Source organism: Thermostichus sp. OS-CIW-30 (genome assembly GCF_054060215.1).
In genome coordinates this window covers 101,186-118,068 of record NZ_JBSSCZ010000002.1, presented here as the reverse complement: position 1 = coordinate 118,068, position 16,883 = coordinate 101,186, and the positions used below count along the sequence as shown (strand labels likewise).

The window sequence follows — 16,883 nt, the reverse complement described above, 5'->3', positions numbered from 1 at the left end:
TTAGGGTTGAGCCGCCAGCAGCAAGGGAAAATGATGGGCGTTGGGGGCGTGCATCACCTGGATCCCCAGATTGGCGCGGTTGAGGAGATCGGCGTAGGTGGGGATGAAGCGGCCCTGGCTGTCCAGGATGGACTGGTTGAAGTTCAAGCCGTTCAAGTTAAAGGCCATTATGCCGATACCTATTGCCGCCGCCCAAATCCCCACTGTGGGCAGGGCCGCCATCCAGAAGTGGACGGAACGGCTGTTTCTCAGGCCCAGGCCGGGGAACCCCAGCCGCCCCAAGAACGCGTAGTGCCCGGCCAGGAAGTTGTAGGTGACTTCCTCCTGCCCGAAGCGGTAGCCGGCATTTTGTGACTCTTCTTCCGAGGTCTCGCGGATTAGGCTGGAGATCACCAGGGAGCCGTGCAGGGAGGCCAGCAGAGCGCCGCCAAAGACGCCGGCCACCCCCAGCCAGCTAGCAGGGTGCATGAGGATATTGTGCTCCGCCTGGAAAGCCAGCATGAAGTAGAAGGTGCCGGCGATCCCCAGGGGCAAGCCCTCCGAGAAACTGCCCTGGCCGATGGGGTAAACCAAGAGCACTGCCGTAGCCGCCGCCGCCGGAGCGGAAAACGCCACCGCAATCCAGGGACGCATGCCCAAGCGATAGCTCAGCTCCCATTGCCGGCCCAGATAGCACCACACCCCAATCAAAAAATGGAGCACGATCAGTTGGTAGGGGCCGCCGTTGTAGAGCCATTCATCCAAAGAAGCGGCTTCCCAAATGGGGTAGAAGTGCAGGCCAATGGCCGCTGAGGTGGGCACCACCGCCGCCGAGATGAGATTATTCCCCCCTATCAAAGAGCCGATCACCGGCTCGCGGATCCCATCCACATCCACCGGCGGAGCAGCAATAAAAGCGATTACAAAACAAAAGGCAGCCGCCAACAGCGTCGGGATCATCAACACGCCAAACCAGCCGATGTACAGCCGGTTTTCGGTGCTGGTTATCCATTGACAAAAGCCATTCCAACTCCAGAGCTGCCGCGCAGCCAAGGAGCGGCGAATTACCGTACTCATAGGCCAACTCCTAAAGAGACAAAACCATTCTTTGCTTTGTCGGCTTCCTTGAACGGGGCAAAACTCTTCCCGCGCCGACCGCCAAAAGCGTCTCCTTCTTTCAGGCTAGACAGTTTTAGGGACGCCGACAGGGATCCCTAACTTCCGCAACGGGAATGTGAAAAAAATGGATTTGTCGATACAAATCAGCACCGATATGTTGCAATTTGGAGGTCTTTGAGAGCTTCCCAGCGAAGGTCGGTCACTGGCAGTTGATGGCAGCCAAGCTTGAGCAGACGTTTCTTAAGGATGGGTTCAAGAAAGAGAAGTCGTTCAGGATCCGCTTTTTCTCCTGCCGGCAAGACCCTATGGGCTCTTCATGGGGCTTCCAGAAGTTTGCTTGGGGCATTCCTGGGTGGAAAAAAATCCTGCAAGCACTTCACCTGCAGGGATCCCGACTGCAAAGCACGGATGGCAGCCGCAGTGGCTTTGGCTCCTGCCAGGGTTGTCACCAGAGGGATCTTGTAAGCCAGGGCAGTGCGGCGGATCTTTTGGCCATCTTGCTGCGCCTCGACACCGGAAGGAGTGTTGATAATGAGCTGAATCTGATGGTTTTTGATGGCGTCGATGACGTGGGGCCGCCCCTCGTGCAGCTTGAGGACTTTGTCCACCGGGATCCCGTGTTCGGCTAAAACTTTTTGGGTTCCTTCGGTGGCCAACAGGCGAAAGCCCAGCCCCACAAACTCGCGGGCTACCGGGATGACCGCCTGTTTATCCCGGTCGCTGACGCTGATGAACACCGTCCCCTGGAGAGGTAGATTCTGCCCCGCCGCCAGTTGGGCTTTGGCGTAAGCGCGGCCAAAGTCCGTGTCAATGCCCATCACCTCACCGGTGGAGCGCATCTCCGGCCCCAGCAGCGTGTCGGTGCCGGGAAACTTGTGGAAGGGCAAAACCGCTTCTTTGACGGCAATGTGGGAGGGGATCACCTCCTGGGTAAAGCCCAGCTCTTCCAGAGTTTTGCCGCTCATCACTTGAGCGGCGTAGTCCGCCAGCGGATGGCCGATAGCCTTGCTGACGAAGGGTACGGTGCGAGAGGCGCGCGGGTTGGCCTCCAGGATATAGACCTGGCCTTTTTGGACGGCGTATTGCACGTTGATCAGGCCCACCACCTTCAGAGCTTGGGCCAACTTCACCGTCCACTCGCGGATCACCCGCAGCACCTCGGGGCTGAGGGTGCGGCTGGGCAATACACAGGCCGAATCGCCCGAGTGGATCCCGGCCTGCTCGATGTGCTCCAGAATGCCGCCGATGGTAACAGCGCCGGTGCGGTCGGCAATGGCATCCACATCCACCTCCACCGCCTCTTCCAGGAACTGATCCACCAGCACCGGACGATCCGGATCCACCGCCACCGCCAGTTGCATGTAGCGCTGCAGGTCTTGGTCGGAATAGACGATCTCCATGGCTCGTCCCCCCAAGACGTAGCTGGGCCGCACCACCACCGGATAGCCGATGCGGCGGGCAATTTCCAAGCTTTCTTCCACGCTGCGGGCAATGCCGTTGGCCGGTTGGCGAATATCCAACTCCCGCAAGATGCGCTCGAAGCGCCCCCGATCCTCAGCAATGTCGATGGAGTCGGGGGAAGTTCCCCAGATGGGAGCCTGGGCTGCCGCCAGCCCCTGCGCCAGCTTGAGCGGGGTTTGGCCGCCAAATTGCACGATCAGGCCGACCGGCTGCTCAGCATCCACCAAGTTCATCACCTCTTCATGGGTGAGCGGCTCAAAATAGAGGCGATCAGCGGTGTCGTAGTCGGTGGAAACGGTTTCCGGGTTGGAGTTGACCATGATCGCTTCGTAACCCAGGCGGCTGAGGGCAAAGGCAGCATGACAACAGCAGTAGTCGAATTCGATCCCCTGGCCGATGCGGTTGGGGCCACCTCCCAAGATCATCACCTTCTCTTTGCGGGCCGGGAAAATCTCCGACTCGCTCTCGTAGGTAGAGTACTGGTAGGGGGTAGCAGCCTCAAATTCGGCGGCGCAGGTATCTACAGTTTTGTAGGTGGGGATCACCCCCAGGCTTTTGCGGCAGGCCCGCACCTGATGTTCCGTGGATCCGGTTAGGTGGGCAATTTGTCGGTCGCTGAAGCCCATTTGCTTGAGGTGTCTCAAGTCGTCAGCGCTCAGGGATCCCAGCTCCCGCCCCTTGAGGGCCTGCTCCACCTCCACCAACTCCTGTAGCTTGTCGATAAACCAGGGATCGATGTGGGTGAGTTGGGCAATCTCCTGGGCAGAAAAGCCCATGAGCAGAGCGGTGCGGATGGTGAGCAGGCGGAAGGGGTTGGGGGTGCGCAGGTTGGCCCGCACTTCCTCCGGCTTGGGGAAAACCTCCGGCCTATCGCTGCCAAAACCGGGACGGTCGATTTCCAAAGAGCGCAGGGCCTTCTGGATGGATTCTTGAAAAGTGCGGCCAATGGCCATCGCCTCCCCCACCGATTTCATCTGGGTGGTGAGAACCGGCTCTGCGCCGGGGAATTTTTCAAAAGCAAAGCGAGGGATCTTGGTGACCACATAGTCGATGGTGGGCTCGAAGCTGGCCGGAGTTTTGCGGGTGATGTCGTTGGGGATCTCCGGCAGCGTGTAGCCCACTGCCAATTTGGCGGCAATTTTGGCGATGGGAAAGCCGGTGGCCTTGCTGGCCAAAGCAGAAGAGCGGGAGACCCGCGGGTTCATCTCGATCACCCGCACCTCGCCGTTGGCAGGGTTGACGGCAAATTGCACGTTGGATCCCCCGGTCTCTACGCCAATTTCGCGCATGATGGCGATGGCGTAGTCCCGCAGCCGCTGGTATTCTTTGTCGGTGAGGGTTTGGGCCGGGGCCACGGTGATGGAGTCGCCGGTGTGCACCCCCATCGGGTCCATGTTTTCTATGGAGCAGATGATCACCACGTTATCCGCCAGATCCCGCATCACCTCCAGCTCAAACTCCTTCCAGCCGATGACCGATTCTTCCACCAAGATTTGGGAAACGGGGCTGGCCTCCAAGCCGGCAGCGCAGATCTCTTCAAACTCCTCCTGGTTGTAAGCCACCCCACCACCGGTGCCCCCCAGGGTATAGGCCGGGCGGATGATGAGGGGATAGCCGATCTCCTGGGCAATCTGCTTGGCTTCTTCCAGGGTGTGGGCCAGGCCAGAGCGGGGCACGGCCAAGCCAATCCGCTGCATGGCTTGCTTGAAGAGATCCCGGTCTTCGGCTTTTTCAATGGCCTCCCGCTTGGCCCCAATCAACTCCACCCCGTACTGCTCCAGGATCCCTTGCTGGGCCAGTTGCACCGCCACGTTGAGGGCCGTCTGGCCGCCCATGGTGGGCAGCAAAGCATCAGGGCGCTCCCGCTCGATAATTTTGGCCACAAAGTCCACCGTCACCGGCTCGATGTAGGTGCGCTCCGCCATACTGGGATCCGTCATGATGGTGGCGGGGTTAGAGTTGACCAAAACGACCTCATAGCCCTCTTCCCGCAGGGCTTTGCAGGCTTGGGTGCCCGAGTAGTCGAATTCGCAGGCTTGGCCAATGACGATCGGCCCCGCTCCAATGAGCAAGATTTTGTGGATATCGGTGCGGCGCGGCATAGGGATCCCACCAGGTGGCAGAGTCAGCCTTCTATTGTAGAGGTCACCTGCAGGTCAAGTTGCTCATCGGGATCCCTCTTTTTTGAGTGTTGCGCTTTCAAAGGCTATGCACAGCAGGCAGAGCTTGGATCCCTGGCAGGCAGGAGTTCTCTGGGGCAACCCGCAAAAGGGCAGCTTCTTCATCAGTATCAATAGACGGGAAAACTTGAACTTTAGATGATATCAATGCTATCGTCGCAGCAAAGCCGCCCAGGGATCTGCCGATCGAGGAAACGCTCTATGGCCACGTTAATTGTTCGCAATGTTGACGAAGCCATTGTCAAAGCTCTCAAACAAAGGGCTAGTCGTCACGGCGTTAGTGCAGAGGCCGAACACCGCAAAATCCTAGAGCAAGTCTTACTCCAGCCTGCGAAACAGTCCTTTGCCGAAGTGCTCAGATCGATACCTAACGTTGGCAACGATTCAGACTTTGAGCGGGTGCAAGATAACACTGCCCATGACGTATTTGCTTGACACTAACGCTATCAGTGAGCTGCGCAAGCACAGTCAAACCAACTCCGGGGTTCAAGAATTTCTTCAAACTGCCATTGAGCAAGAGACCCGCCTCTACATTTAGTGTGACCACGCTAGGGTGATCACGCTGGGCGAACTCCGCCGAGGCGTTGAACTCATGCGCCATCGCGGCGATCATCTGCAAGCCAACCTTCTGGAGAGGTGGCTGCAAACGGTTGTCGATGACTATGCCGATCACATTCTTGATTTCACAATTACCGAAGCCCAGGTATGGGGAAGCCTGTGCGTACCTCACTCTCAAAATGCGATTGACAAACAACTGGCTGCTACAGCCTTGGTTTACGGACTTACCCTGGTTACTCGCAATGTCCGTGATTTTGCCGGGACAGGGGTACCTCTCATTAACCCATTTAGACCCTCATAACAAGCCGCGGTAGCGAATAAAGATCAAAACTGCCGCCCAGGATCCCAGCGCCACTTTGATCGCCACCAGAATATTGAGAATCGGGATCCAGCCGCCGCTAAACAGAGCTCCCAACTCCCCTCTGGGCAATTCCCAGCCGGCCAGAGCCACCACGGCCACCCCGATAAACGTCACCACCGACAGCTTCTCCCACATCGCAGCCCGCCACCGTTTGTAGATGGCCTCCATCCAGGTGGAAGAGGCGGTGATCGCCACCAAGCCAATGGCCGTCCCCCCCGCCACCCCGGCAGCAAAGCCTCCGCCCGGCGTCAGGTGCCCTCGAATGGCAAGCTCCACCGCGATCAAAGCCGAAATGGTGGCTCCCACTCGCGCCAACACAATCGAGGGAATATCGGTAAATTGAGCTACATTGGCTGTCGGCTGCTCATCCGCCAGCAGGTATTGGGCGCCCAAAATCGCCGTGGAAAACACCACCACTTCAAAGACCGTATCGTAGAGGCGGTTGCGCAGAATGAGACCCGTCACCGCGTTGGGCACACCGCTTTCGCTGGCCAGAATCTCCACTGCCTCGACTAAGGCCACGCCCGCTGTGGGATTGGGGGACACGGATCCCACCTCGCCCACAATGAGCTGTAGGGCTGCCAGCAGCACCGCTATCCCGTACACCCACTTCATGTCGCCATCACCTCAGCGGCCAGAGCTTGCTGCGCCAAAATGGCCTGCAGGCGGGGTACGCGTGTAACCAGGCGATACTCTGCTGCTTCTCCACCGGGCTCAAGGGCAATGGTGTGTACCTCTCGGCTGCGAAGAGCAGCCACCAACGCCTCCGAACTCCCATAGGCGGCCAACTCCAAGCGCATGTGATACCGCTGTAGCCCTTGGCGCATCTGCTGTAACAACTGCCGTGCTGCTGAGGTACTGGCCTCCAGCACAGGGCTGCCTTCAAGAACGCCCAGGCGCATACTCAGCGAAGAGCGCACCGCAATGGCGTAGAGGGTAATAGAAAGCATGGTGCCCACCAGTGCCTCGGTCAGGGCCACATCCGCCGCCCCAAACAGCGCATAGATCAGGGCGGCAATCGTCCCCAGGATCCCTCGCATTACCAAGGCGTGGTAGGGATTGGTCTGAGTCACCACCAAGCTTGCCGTCAGGGGCAGGAGTAACGCCATCACCAGCAACAGGGTCTCTTCCATCCTACCCTCCTATAGGGACTTGCGCTGCGAGCAAAACGCCAGCACATAGCCCAGAATGGTATTCCAAATAGCCAGGGAGATCAGTGCCAACACCAACAGGGGCCATTCCCGTGGGATCCGCAACAGCAGCCCCAGCATGATGCTCATCGAGCCCAGGGTATCCGACACGGAAAGGCTGTGCAGCTTGAACAAAATCGAGCGATCCCCAAGGAGCGGCGCCGTTCCCCACAGCCAAAACAGCACACCAACCCCAAACAACAGATAGCTCAGACCTTCCACCCAGACTTCCATACTTACCCCCAGGGCGTTTCTAGAGCATTTCCAGCCGCTTCAGTACATGGGCCAAGAGCATTAAGGCCGCATTGCCCACCGACAAAATCAAAACCCCCACAATCCCGATCATCCAATCATCCCGCACCACCGACACCACCAAAATCAGGATGGCCGTCTTTGTGGCCAAGCTGGCAAAGGCGAGCATCGTCTGCCAAATATCTTCCTTCAGCCAAGCGGCATACAGGGGCAAGCACAGCGTTAGGGTCAGGAGAAACAGCAGTAGGTTCACACGTCCTCCCGCGGCTTGAGCACATGGACTTCATAAGTGCCTTGGGCATTGCAATTGAGCACGATGGTTTTGGGCGTGAAGGTAATTAAAAAGATATCCAGAAACACCAGCCCTGCTGAACGGTTGGGCAGGGTTTGTTTGTATACAACTTCCTCAACAGTGTGGGGCTTGAGGATCATCTCGAAGGCTTCCCAGTAGGCTCTTGGGATGGCGAGAAGAATTTCCTGGAGCACTCGCCCCCAATCCCGCCATTGCACCGGTGCGGAAGCCTGGCGCGGCAGCAGCAACGTTGCCGCCACCCCGATGGCCACATTGTCCCAGCTCAGATTGCCCGTCAGCAAAAACCAAATCAAGAGCCGCAGGCCGATCTCCAATAGACCCAACTCAGGGTAGCGTCCCATAGTTCCCCACAGCTAACAGAGCCCAAACCAGCACCAACACTATGCTCAAGCCGCCCACCACTGCTTCCAGCCCTTCGTTCACCGACCCTCCCTTCAAAGGGATCCGCTCCCAAAACCAGCCTAGGGGGATCCCAACGCCCAAACTGAGGAGCGCCTTGAGAAGATTGTCAGCGCCATAGGCCGCCGGTAGCCAGCCCCAGAGCAAGCCCCCACCCCAAAGCACCAGTGCCACTTTATCTTGCCAAGTAGTTGCAGAGGTGGTTGCCCCCTTCATTGGAGAAACAGGTGCCCGCAGCACTCGCACGCCTAAACAAGTGGTGCCGACGGTAACCCCCACCAGCAGCCACTCGTGCCAGGGATCCAGAGCAGACAAGCTGAGGGCCTTGGCCGCATACCCCAAACTGCCGGGTACCCCTGCCAGGGAAGCCGTCCCCAAGAGCAGCATCGGCCAACGCCAGGGATGGGTCACGCTTGTTCCAACAAACAGCAAGGGCTTTGCCAACCCATGGGCAAGACCGTACAAACCTGCCCATTGAGGGGCAGCAATCACAAATCCCATCTGCGATACCGAGCTCCAGGCGAGAAGGTGCTGGGGCGTGCTCGCCATCAGGGCCAGTAGGATCCCGAAAACGGCTGAACCGGCGCTCAAGTAGGGCAACCCCTGGGCCAAGACCGGCGAAGCCTCGCTGCAGCGCACCAAAGCCATGGCTCCTGCTTTGGTCGTAAAACCGCTGAGCACCGCCGCAACAACGGGATCCGCGGTAACGTAGGTGAGGGGCAGCCACAGGCCGGCAACGAAGATCGCCCCCTTGGCCAAAAGACCCACAGCAATCAGCGCCAAGGCCGTGGGGTCGGCCATAGCCAAACTGCTCATCGCCAGGGATCCCGTGCGCACATAGACCAGGATTGCGCCCATCAGGTAGAAGAGCATGGCCACATTGCTCATGAAAAGGTAGCGCAGCCCCACCCAGAGCTGGCGATCGCGGTGCGGAGCATTTTCTTCCACTGTGGGTTGGCCCTCAGCCCGCCGCCCATAGGTCAGCAGCAAAAACACGCCGATGCTGAGCACCTCCAGGGAAACGTAGACGCTGATCAGGTCAGCACTGATGATGACGGCGTTGGCGCTACCGTGCACGATCAGTAGCTGCATGGCCAGAAAGCGGCTGCCCGCAAAGCGTCTATCCAAATACAGCGCCACCCCCAGCGTGACCAGGCCGTGAGCCAAGAGCATCGCTGCTCCATTGGCATCGATCCGCAGCGTCACCCCGAAGTGATCCAAAAGCTGTAGCTCCAGGGGTGTGGCGGTTGTGCCGGGCAAGCCCCCCTGCTGCACCGCATAGACCACCGTCAGCGCGGCCATCCCCACCAGGCTGGGACGGGTTAGGGCTGGCATCAAGTAGGTTGTGAAGGCCAGCAGAAAGGGCAATGCCACCCACACCAGCGTCAGCTCAGTCATCGGTAAAAGTGCTCCGCGCCCCTGACGCGAGTGCCTGTTCGATGCTCTCGACTTCGAGGGTGGGATGATTGCGGGAGAGCTTCATCACCCCCACCAACATCAAGGCTTGTACCGATAGGCCAATGACGATAGCCGTGAGGATGATCCCCTGAGGCACCGGGTCGGCATAGTCCAGCTCGCGCCAGGGTTTGTAGATGGGGGTGAACACACCGCTCCGGGCTGCCCAGATCACGAGGAAGGCGATGACCCCGGTGCTCATAACATCCATAGATAGGATCTTCAATAATAGGTTGCGCTTGACCACGACTCCCCAGAAGCCAAGGAAGATCGTGAGGATGACGGCGGCACTTAACATGGACACCTCGCTTGCTGCGCTCGAGCTATCTGGTGGCTCAGTCGTTCTAAGGCTACGCCCGCTACGTGACCAGTATCCAGCTTCCGCAGCCGCGGCAGCCAGATAGCCTGTGGCCGGCTGCAACGCTGCCGGGATCCCCATCTCCCCAACAAGACCGGGATCCCGAATTCGAAAGAGCTGCAGCTCCCAATGGGCAACTTGCTGCGACTTCTTGCCAGCTCTGGGGCTTGGTGGGATCCTGGTCATACACTTCTCATGCCAAGGTCGGAATTGATGGCCGCTGTCCGCAGTTTAAGTTGTTTTTAATGGCCTTGGCGGAACCGACTTCTGGATGCTGAAGAAAGGTGTTGGAGAAGGGGGTTTAAAAGCCGTGATGCTGCCGGTGGCCGAAGCAGAAGCCCTGATTTTGCAGGCGGTTCAGCCGCTGGGCACAGAGTGGGTGGAGCTGGGATCCGCCCAAGGCCGCGTTCTCAGCCAAACTGTGTATAGCCCCCAGGATTTTCCGGCCCATCCCACCTCCAGTATGGATGGCTATGCCGTGCGCCATGAAGATGTGCAAGCGGGGATCCCTTGTGAGCTGCAGGTGATCGAGACTCTCCCCGCCGGAAAGGCACCCACCCGAGAGCTCCAGCCTGGACAAGCGGTGCGTCTCTACACCGGCTCCCTCTTGCCCAGCGGTGCGGACACCGTGGTGATGCAGGAATACACGCAGCAACCTTCGCCAGGAACCGTTCGCCTCTTGCAGCGTCCGCAGCGGGGCCAATTTGTCCGGCCTCAGGGAGACTTTGCCCGCCAGGGGGATCCCCTCCTGCCGGCAGGGCAGGCTTTGGGCGGAGCGGAGCTAGCCGTTTTGGCCGCCATCCGACAGGCGATGGTGCCGGTGTTTCGTCAGCCTCGGGTGGCCCTGTTCTCGACAGGGGATGAGCTAGTGCCCATCCAGCAGGTGCCGGGGCCGGGGCAGGTCGTGGATTCCAACCAGTACGGCCTGGCGGCTCTGGTCAAGGCAGCGGGTGGGATCCCGATCCAGTTGGGCATCGTGCCGGATCGGCTCCAGGTGTTGCGGCAGGTCGTCCAGCAGGCCCTGGCCTCCGCCGATGGGGTGATCTCTTCCGGAGGGGTATCGGTGGGGGATTTTGACCTGGTGGAAAAGGTGCTGGAGGAGTTGGGAGGCGAGATTTTCATCCGCAGCGTGGCCATCAAGCCGGGCAAACCCCTGACGGTGGCTCGTTTTCCCAATCCCCACGGCCCCCCCAAGCTCTACTTTGGCCTGCCGGGCAACCCTGCCTCTGCCCTGGTGACCTTCTGGCGCTTTTTGCACCCGGCCCTGCGAAAAATGGGCGGATCCCTGCCCCCCTACTGGCAGATCCTCTCCGCCTTCAGCCCGGTGGATCTGCATGCCGACGGTCAGCGGGAACACTACCTCTGGGGACGGCTGCAGGTCAGGCCTGAGGGGATCCAATTTCAGCCCGCCGCCAACCTCAATTCCGGCAATCTCATCAGTCTGGCCGGCTGTAATGCCTTGGCTGTGCTGCCAGTAGGGACAACCCAGATCCCTGCTGGTTCGCCCGTTCAGGTGCTGCAACTGCCCTGAAGATCCCTAGCCCTCCTCTCGCTGCTGCTGGAATAGCCGCCATAGTCAATCCAAATAACAATGAGACGCTAGCCAGTACAACAGTTCCGTCTGCAACAGCGGACCGCAGGCCTTATCACTTCATCCACAGAAGTTCCTCTATCAGCATGCATCCTTGCCCTCTTGAGAGCACTAAAGTCACCCTCAATCTCATTCAAGTCTGGCGAGGGCCTCAGCAAAAAACCACCTCCTGCCCTGCCGCTTTCATCAAATCCTTTATCCTTCCCTTCCGTTCGCCGAGCAGGCCCTAGGCCTTTGAATCGGCCCATTGCCCAGAGTCAATACAGATGTCCTCTCCAAACTCGGCATTTAGTGTCCCTCAAATTCTTCCGCATTCGAGCTACTTGAAAAAGCGTCGGGGCTATCAAACCCCCTCTCTCCTTCCTCCTACCGGCTACTCAGCTCTCTCTCTTCCCATAAACTTTCTCCCCTCTCTTTGGCCAAGCATAAAACAGGTGCGTATCTCCCCAAACCCTGTCTCGTCATTCTCTCATCATTCGCGTCAGCGGTGCAGAGCCCATTGTAAGCTAAACTCTCACTTCCATACTTCTGAACCAACTCCCTCAAGACCCTAGAGTCGTTGATTCTCTCTTGGATTCTCTCTTGCCAATCCCGCTCTCAGTGCCTTAACTCTTTTTTTTCGCGTTGTTTTCATCTTCCTAAGAGCATAGTAAATAGCGCTGGGATGGACGCCAAACCTCTGGGCTCTATCCTTCAGTCGAGCTTCTGGGTACTGTTCTACGTCTTGCTGCAGAGCGACCAAGTCTATCTTTCGCTTCCGAGTCTTGACTTTTGTCGGCCTCAGGTCTTCTCGGTTCAGCCAGCGATAAACCGTTGCACGACTGACTTTGTACATCTGTGCAGCTGCAGTGGGGCTGCCCCCTTCCTGGACATACCCTACGACTCTCTCTCTCAGGTCTAAGCTATAGGTCATGAAGCTTCCTCCTGAGGTCTACCCCCACGTCATCTTGCCTTTAACACCGTCTCATTGTCAACTGAATTGACTACAACTACACAGACCTGCTTTGTGGTCATTTCAAATGGCACCTGTCTTGCCTTTTGTCTGCCGTCGTCGAGAGAGGGGGCAGCGGCACAGAGGACTAGGAAGGAGGGGGGAGACCGTCTCGAACAGACCTAGAGTAGGCCTGCTGCACCGCCTGGTAGCGCCGTTTGAACGCCTGCTGCTGCACCTTGTGATCCACAATGGGATCCGGATAGCCACAACTTCGCCGTTCCCGCAAAGCCCAGGCTCCCTTGGGGTCATCTCCCACCCACAGCAGAGCCGGCGTATCCAGCCGTGCCAGCTCCGGCAGATAGCGACGGATGTACTCTCCTTCCGGGTCATAGCGGGCTGCTTGCGTGGCCGGGTTGAAGATGCGCAGGGGCTTGGGATCCGTGCCCACACTGGCGCTCCACTGCCAACCGCCGTTATTGGCCGCCAGATCCCCATCCACTAGCTTTTGCATAAAGTAGCGTTCCCCCCAGCGCCAATCGATGAGCAGATCCTTGGTCAGGAAGCTGGCCACAATCATGCGGCAGCGGTTGTGCATCCAGCCAGTTTCGTTCAGTTGGCGCATGGCCGCATCCACGATGGGGTATCCCGTCTGACCGGTGCACCAGGCCTGAAACCAGTCCTGCCGATTGTCCCACTCCAGGGCGTCGAAGGCTCGTCGATAGGCTCCGGTTTCCACGTGGGGCCAGTGGGCCAAGACATGCTTGTAAAACTCTCGCCAGCACAGCTCCTGCCGCCAAGTTTGCAAGCTGCTTTCGGCCTCTTGGCTGCGCACCTCGGCTTCCACCTCCCGCGTGGCTTGCCACACCTGGCGAATGCCGATCGTTCCCCAGCACAAGTGGGGGCTCAGTAGAGAAGTGCCCGGCTCAGCCGGGAAGTTGCGGGCTCGCTCGTAGTCCAAAATGCGCAAACCCTGACAAAAGTCTTCCAAAAGGGCTTGAGCCGCTGCTTCCCCCGCTGCTGGGATCCGCTGGTCGCAGACAAAGCCCAAATCTGCCAAAGTCGGTAGAGGCTGCGCTTTTAGTCCCGATACCGGCTGCAGACCCTCGGGGGTTGGGTAGGGATCCCGCTTGGGCAAGCTCGCCCACCTGCGCCAGAAGGGAGTGAAGACCGAATAGGGCTCCCCCGCCTGGGTCAACACTTCCCCCGGCCCGTGCAGCAGCATATCTTGGTAGGAGAAGGACTGGATCCCGGCTGCGGCCAAACTGGCCTGCACTCGACTCTCTTGCTGTAGGGCGAACGGCTCCCCATCGGCATTCCAAAACACGGCCCTGGCTCCCAGGTCTGTGGCCAAGCACCGCAACTCCACCGAGGGATCTCCCAGCCGCCAGATCAGTGGGATCCCCATCTGGGCGTAGCGCTCTTGGAGCTCTTGCAGAGCCTGAAGCAAAAAGGCCACCCTAGCTGGGGCCATGTCCGACCGTCTCAGCATCTGCGGGTCGAAAATGAAGACAGGCACCACCTGAGCGCTGCGCTGGGCTGCCTCATGAAGAGCTGTGTTGTCCCCTAACCGCAGATCGCGACGATGCCAAAGCAAAACGGGGGAAGTCATAGGCTACCAAGCAATGGGATCCCATCTTGGCCGGTTTCCACCGCCTCTTTCAACTCACCCCCCCCAAGGCCGGGATCCTGGGCAGCCAGAAGCTACACTGCGTTGTAAAGAACCTTGAAGAACCCTATCAAAGCTCTAGACTGTCGAACACCCGACTGGGACAATAGCGGCAGCGCTCATCCGGCTTTTGCTGGCCATCGCTGTATCCCATCGCGTAAGCTGTATCCCCCAACATCACCACCAGCTGAGTCAGCTTCAGCGAGAGCAACGGGTCAAGCGGCTCCGTCACATTCAGCATGAACTGCTCAATGGAGCGCCGCAGCGCCTCTGGCGTCTTGATCATCACGTCTCCATCCATCGATGGCTTTAGGTATTCATACTCAAGGCAAGATGGACATGGACTCAGGATAAAGGTGGAAGGAAGAGATGCTCGTAGCATTGGCTACTGTTCTTGGGATCGAGCCGGCAAGGGCTGAGCTCCACACCAGCCAGAGCAGGCTTGCGGATGATGTTAGCCTAGGTATCCAAAAATGGCGACAGCGCGACGGGTGGCACGGGTAGCAGAGCTGATCAAACGAGAGGTCAGCCAAATCCTGCTCTCGGAGATCAAAGATGACCGGGTTGGGGCAGGGATGGTCAGCATTGTGGATGTCGAGGTTTCCAATGATCTGCAAAACGCCCGCATCTTCGTCAGCATTTATGGGGATGAGACAGCTCAACACCGAGCTATGGAAGGGCTAGCAGCGGCCACACCCTTTGTGCGGCGGGAAATCGGCCAGCGCCTCAGCCTGCGACGGGTGCCAACGGTGGTGTTTTTGCAGGATCGCTCTTTGGAGCGGGGATCCCGCGTTTTGGCTCTGCTTAACCAACTGAGACCGACCTTTGAGGCCAAGGCCCAGACTGGGGTTGAGGAACCGCTAGAGGACACCGCCGAGGGCGAAGAAAACGAATCGAGCGGCGAATAGTTGCACCATTTCGAGGGATCCGCGCTGGAGCTCAGCCTGCTTTGCACGAGAGAGCAAAGGATCTGCCTTGATGGCCACTAGATAGAGGGGCCTTTGCTTTGCAGCAATGCGGACAACATGAAAGAAAGATTTTTTACCGTTCGTGTCGCGTAAGCGGGCCCTGAAGTTTTTGGATTTGTTAGGCTTAAGGGAGCTATACAGCCCTTCCCCCGATCGTCTATCCGTACAGGACTCCATGTCTGCGGCACACTTGCGCAAACCAGAGCGCTCTGCTCCAAAGGGCAGCAGCGTTGTTGTGGTCAACCTGCGAAAGGGCTGTAAGGTTGCTGTCCATGCCTTTCCTGCCTTTTCATGGATGTTCAAAGCCCACTGCAACCGGATCCCTCTCTAGGGGGTGCTACTCCACTCCAAGCTCTGCAGGCCCTAAACCAGAGTGTTGCCGAAGCTTTGGTTTCCTGCTTGAAAGGGCAACCCCAACAGGCCACTCAGCACCTTTTGCTGGCTCTGCCGCAGCTCATGGCGGCTCTGGGGGCCTTGAGGCAAAAATCTTCCCTTCGCGTGAGCGGGCCGGAGGCCTTGGCCGAGCCTGCAGGTTGCCCTTCAGAAGCCAAGCCCAAGCGCATCATGCACATCGAAGGCAATCGCGTGGAAGTGTGGGTGGATAACCAAATTCGCAGCAGTTGGAGCATTTGGTCGGTGGGAGATCTCAAGGAAGTCTGTCGGCTGGCAGAAGAGTTCGACTGTGGCCTCAGCTATTCTCTAGGAGGAAACTCAGAGTCTCAGTCGGAGATGCTGCTGTTGCCCTCCAATTCTGCTGATTTGTCCGACCGGCTCTCCAACCCCGTTCGCGCAAGCGGGCCAGACGCCTCAGGCTCTGCCGCCTAGCACCCCCAGCTTCGGTTGCTGCTTTTGCTGTTCAAATCCCCATGGCAGAACCCCAACGGCTACAGAAGCTCTTGGCTCAGCAGGGATTGGCCTCGCGTCGCCAGGTGGAAGCCTGGATCCTGGCCGGGCGCGTTCGGGTCAATGGGAAGGTGGTCACTGAGCTGGGCTCCAAAGCCGACCCAGAGCGGGATCGCATCGAGGTGAATGGGCAAGTGATCCCTTTGGCCAAGGATCCGGCGCGCTATGTTTTGCTCCTGCACAAGCCAGTGGGGGTTTTGTCAACCTGTGCAGATCCTTGGGGACGCAAGACGGTGCTGGATCTGCTCCCCCCATCTTGGAAACGGCAAACCCGCCTCTACCCGGTGGGCCGGCTGGATGCGGACAGCAGTGGCGCTTTGCTGCTCACCAATGATGGCGACTTGACCTTGAAGCTGACCCATCCGCGCTATCATCTGCCCAAAACCTACCGGGTACAGGTACAAGGGCATCCGAGTCAGGCCACTCTGCAACATTGGCGAGACGGAGTAGACTTAGAGGGGTACACCACTCTGCCGGCGGAGGTGGAGTTTTGTCCTGCCCCGGATTTCCGGCAAAGGGAGCATCCCAATTGCTCCTGGCTGAGGGTGGTGTTGTTTGAGGGACGCAACCGGCAAATTCGGCGGGTGGCGGAGCGTCTTGGGCATCCGGTGCTCAGCTTACATCGGGAGGCCATTGGCCCACTGGGCTTGGGCAACCTGAAAGCAGGCCAGTTCCGCCAGTTGGATCCCCATGAGCTCCAAGCTTTGCTGGCCCCTCTCACCGGGCACAGCAGCTCATCCTCGCTCGGGAAGCGCCCTCTAAGGCCTCCGGCCCGCTCACGCGATTAGCTCGTCAGAGCCTCTAACTGAGTGCAAACTCTCACAGTAGCCTCCTTTCTTCCGCAGGTGGCCAAATGATGCAAGAGCCAGCACACTCTTTAGAAGCCCTGGGATCCCTGTTGCGGCAAACACGGGAGGCACGGGGACTGACGTTGACAGAAGTAGCTAACGATACCTTCATTCGCTGCCAATATCTGCAGGCGCTGGAGGAAGCTGACTTGAGCCGGTTACCGGAGCCGGTGTATGTGCAAGGGTTTCTCAAGCGCTATGCCGACTATTTGGGGTTGGATGGCGAAACCCTCTCTCGGCGTGCTTCTCCGCTTTTATCGGCCAAAACGCCCCACGCGCCAGCTCCTCTTGCCGTTGTCGGCCAGCAACCTACCTTTGCCCTGCGTCCTCTCCACCTTTGGGCCGCTT

17 protein-coding genes and 2 pseudogenes are annotated in these 16,883 nt (G+C 58.7%); 7 read left to right on the top strand and 12 right to left on the bottom strand.

Features of this window, described 5'->3' with window-relative positions; translation table 11 throughout:
- Together psbA and carB are read right to left on the bottom strand one after the other, a co-directional pair.
- Positions 1-1,056 carry a photosystem II q(b) protein gene (gene psbA / locus ACVWZF_RS01515; RefSeq protein WP_011431883.1) on the bottom strand — a complete coding sequence of 352 codons (1,056 nt, stop codon included), beginning with the start codon at positions 1,054-1,056 and terminating at the stop codon, positions 1-3.
- 356 nt (positions 1,057-1,412) lie between these two features.
- On the bottom strand, positions 1,413-4,661 hold the full coding sequence (gene carB / locus ACVWZF_RS01510) for a carbamoyl-phosphate synthase large subunit (protein WP_011431882.1): 3,249 nt from the start codon (positions 4,659-4,661) through the stop codon (positions 1,413-1,415).
- A 279-nt stretch (positions 4,662-4,940) separates the two neighbouring features.
- Between carB and ACVWZF_RS01505 the strand changes: the two genes are divergently transcribed.
- Positions 4,941-5,174: a FitA-like ribbon-helix-helix domain-containing protein gene (locus tag ACVWZF_RS01505; protein WP_071818136.1), complete on the top strand. Its 234-nt coding sequence runs from the start codon at positions 4,941-4,943 to the stop codon at positions 5,172-5,174.
- A gap of 157 nt (positions 5,175-5,331) precedes the next feature.
- The gene (locus ACVWZF_RS01500) at positions 5,332-5,598 is read left to right on the top strand and encodes a PIN domain-containing protein (protein ID WP_238376844.1); all 267 of its coding nucleotides are present in this window, start codon (positions 5,332-5,334) and stop codon (positions 5,596-5,598) included.
- Here ACVWZF_RS01500 and ACVWZF_RS01495 read toward each other — a convergent pair.
- Genes ACVWZF_RS01495 through ACVWZF_RS01465 form a run of 7 tightly spaced genes read right to left on the bottom strand, consistent with a single transcriptional unit; the run spans position 5,593 to position 9,565 of the window.
- Positions 5,593-6,273, bottom strand: coding sequence for a Na(+)/H(+) antiporter subunit B (locus tag ACVWZF_RS01495; protein ID WP_457410643.1), 681 nt, complete (start codon positions 6,271-6,273; stop codon positions 5,593-5,595). The two genes, ACVWZF_RS01500 and ACVWZF_RS01495, sit on opposite strands and share 6 nt — an antisense overlap.
- Positions 6,270-6,791 carry a DUF4040 domain-containing protein gene (locus ACVWZF_RS01490; protein WP_414357736.1) on the bottom strand — a complete coding sequence of 174 codons (522 nt, stop codon included), beginning with the start codon at positions 6,789-6,791 and terminating at the stop codon, positions 6,270-6,272. Before ACVWZF_RS01490 ends, ACVWZF_RS01495 begins: the two co-directional genes overlap by 4 nt.
- A gap of 9 nt (positions 6,792-6,800) precedes the next feature.
- A complete protein-coding gene (locus ACVWZF_RS01485; protein WP_457410642.1) occupies positions 6,801-7,082 on the bottom strand; it encodes a monovalent cation/H(+) antiporter subunit G in 282 nt (93 codons plus the stop codon).
- A gap of 19 nt (positions 7,083-7,101) precedes the next feature.
- Positions 7,102-7,353 carry a hypothetical protein gene (locus tag ACVWZF_RS01480; RefSeq protein WP_011431878.1) on the bottom strand — a complete coding sequence of 84 codons (252 nt, stop codon included), beginning with the start codon at positions 7,351-7,353 and terminating at the stop codon, positions 7,102-7,104.
- Complete coding sequence (locus ACVWZF_RS01475; RefSeq protein WP_041436089.1) at positions 7,350-7,754, bottom strand: Na+/H+ antiporter subunit E; 405 nt, start codon at positions 7,752-7,754, stop codon at positions 7,350-7,352. The genes ACVWZF_RS01480 and ACVWZF_RS01475 overlap by 4 nt, the downstream gene beginning before the upstream one ends.
- The gene (locus ACVWZF_RS01470; RefSeq protein WP_457410641.1) at positions 7,738-9,210 is read right to left on the bottom strand and encodes a cation:proton antiporter; all 1,473 of its coding nucleotides are present in this window, start codon (positions 9,208-9,210) and stop codon (positions 7,738-7,740) included. The genes ACVWZF_RS01475 and ACVWZF_RS01470 overlap by 17 nt, the downstream gene beginning before the upstream one ends.
- Positions 9,203-9,565 (bottom strand): cation:proton antiporter subunit C, encoded by a 363-nt coding sequence (locus ACVWZF_RS01465; protein WP_457394871.1) that lies wholly within the window; start codon positions 9,563-9,565, stop codon positions 9,203-9,205. Before ACVWZF_RS01465 ends, ACVWZF_RS01470 begins: the two co-directional genes overlap by 8 nt.
- Before the next feature lie 331 nt (positions 9,566-9,896).
- On the opposite strand from ACVWZF_RS01465, the gene ACVWZF_RS01460 reads away from it, so the two are divergent.
- Positions 9,897-11,156, top strand: coding sequence for a molybdopterin molybdotransferase MoeA (locus tag ACVWZF_RS01460; RefSeq protein WP_457410639.1), 1,260 nt, complete (start codon positions 9,897-9,899; stop codon positions 11,154-11,156).
- Positions 11,157-11,224: 68 nt separating this feature from the next.
- On the opposite strand, the pseudogene ACVWZF_RS01455 reads toward ACVWZF_RS01460, so the two are convergent.
- The 3 genes and pseudogenes from ACVWZF_RS01455 to ACVWZF_RS01445 form a co-directional block, all read right to left on the bottom strand.
- A pseudogene (locus ACVWZF_RS01455) lies at positions 11,225-12,129 on the bottom strand (IS630 transposase-related protein).
- A 166-nt stretch (positions 12,130-12,295) separates the two neighbouring features.
- Positions 12,296-13,759, bottom strand: a complete 1,464-nt coding sequence (locus tag ACVWZF_RS01450; RefSeq protein WP_457410638.1) for a cryptochrome/photolyase family protein — start codon at positions 13,757-13,759, stop codon at positions 12,296-12,298.
- Between the two features lie 127 nt (positions 13,760-13,886).
- Positions 13,887-14,102 carry a hypothetical protein gene (locus tag ACVWZF_RS01445; RefSeq protein ID WP_414341860.1) on the bottom strand — a complete coding sequence of 72 codons (216 nt, stop codon included), beginning with the start codon at positions 14,100-14,102 and terminating at the stop codon, positions 13,887-13,889.
- Between the two features lie 187 nt (positions 14,103-14,289).
- Here ACVWZF_RS01445 and rbfA point away from each other — a divergent pair, with 187 nt between their 5' ends.
- The 4 genes and pseudogenes from rbfA to ACVWZF_RS01425 all read left to right on the top strand — a co-directional run.
- A complete protein-coding gene (gene rbfA, locus ACVWZF_RS01440) occupies positions 14,290-14,724 on the top strand; it encodes a 30S ribosome-binding factor RbfA (RefSeq protein ID WP_457410637.1) in 435 nt (144 codons plus the stop codon).
- Positions 14,725-15,075: 351 nt separating this feature from the next.
- The gene (locus tag ACVWZF_RS01435) at positions 15,076-15,609 is read left to right on the top strand and encodes a hypothetical protein (protein WP_457410636.1); all 534 of its coding nucleotides are present in this window, start codon (positions 15,076-15,078) and stop codon (positions 15,607-15,609) included.
- A 41-nt stretch (positions 15,610-15,650) separates the two neighbouring features.
- Positions 15,651-16,475: a pseudouridine synthase gene (locus ACVWZF_RS01430; protein ID WP_457410635.1), complete on the top strand. Its 825-nt coding sequence runs from the start codon at positions 15,651-15,653 to the stop codon at positions 16,473-16,475.
- A 65-nt stretch (positions 16,476-16,540) separates the two neighbouring features.
- Positions 16,541-16,753, top strand: a pseudogene (locus tag ACVWZF_RS01425) (helix-turn-helix domain-containing protein); the annotation flags it as partial.
- Between the last annotated feature and the right edge of the window lie 130 nt (positions 16,754-16,883).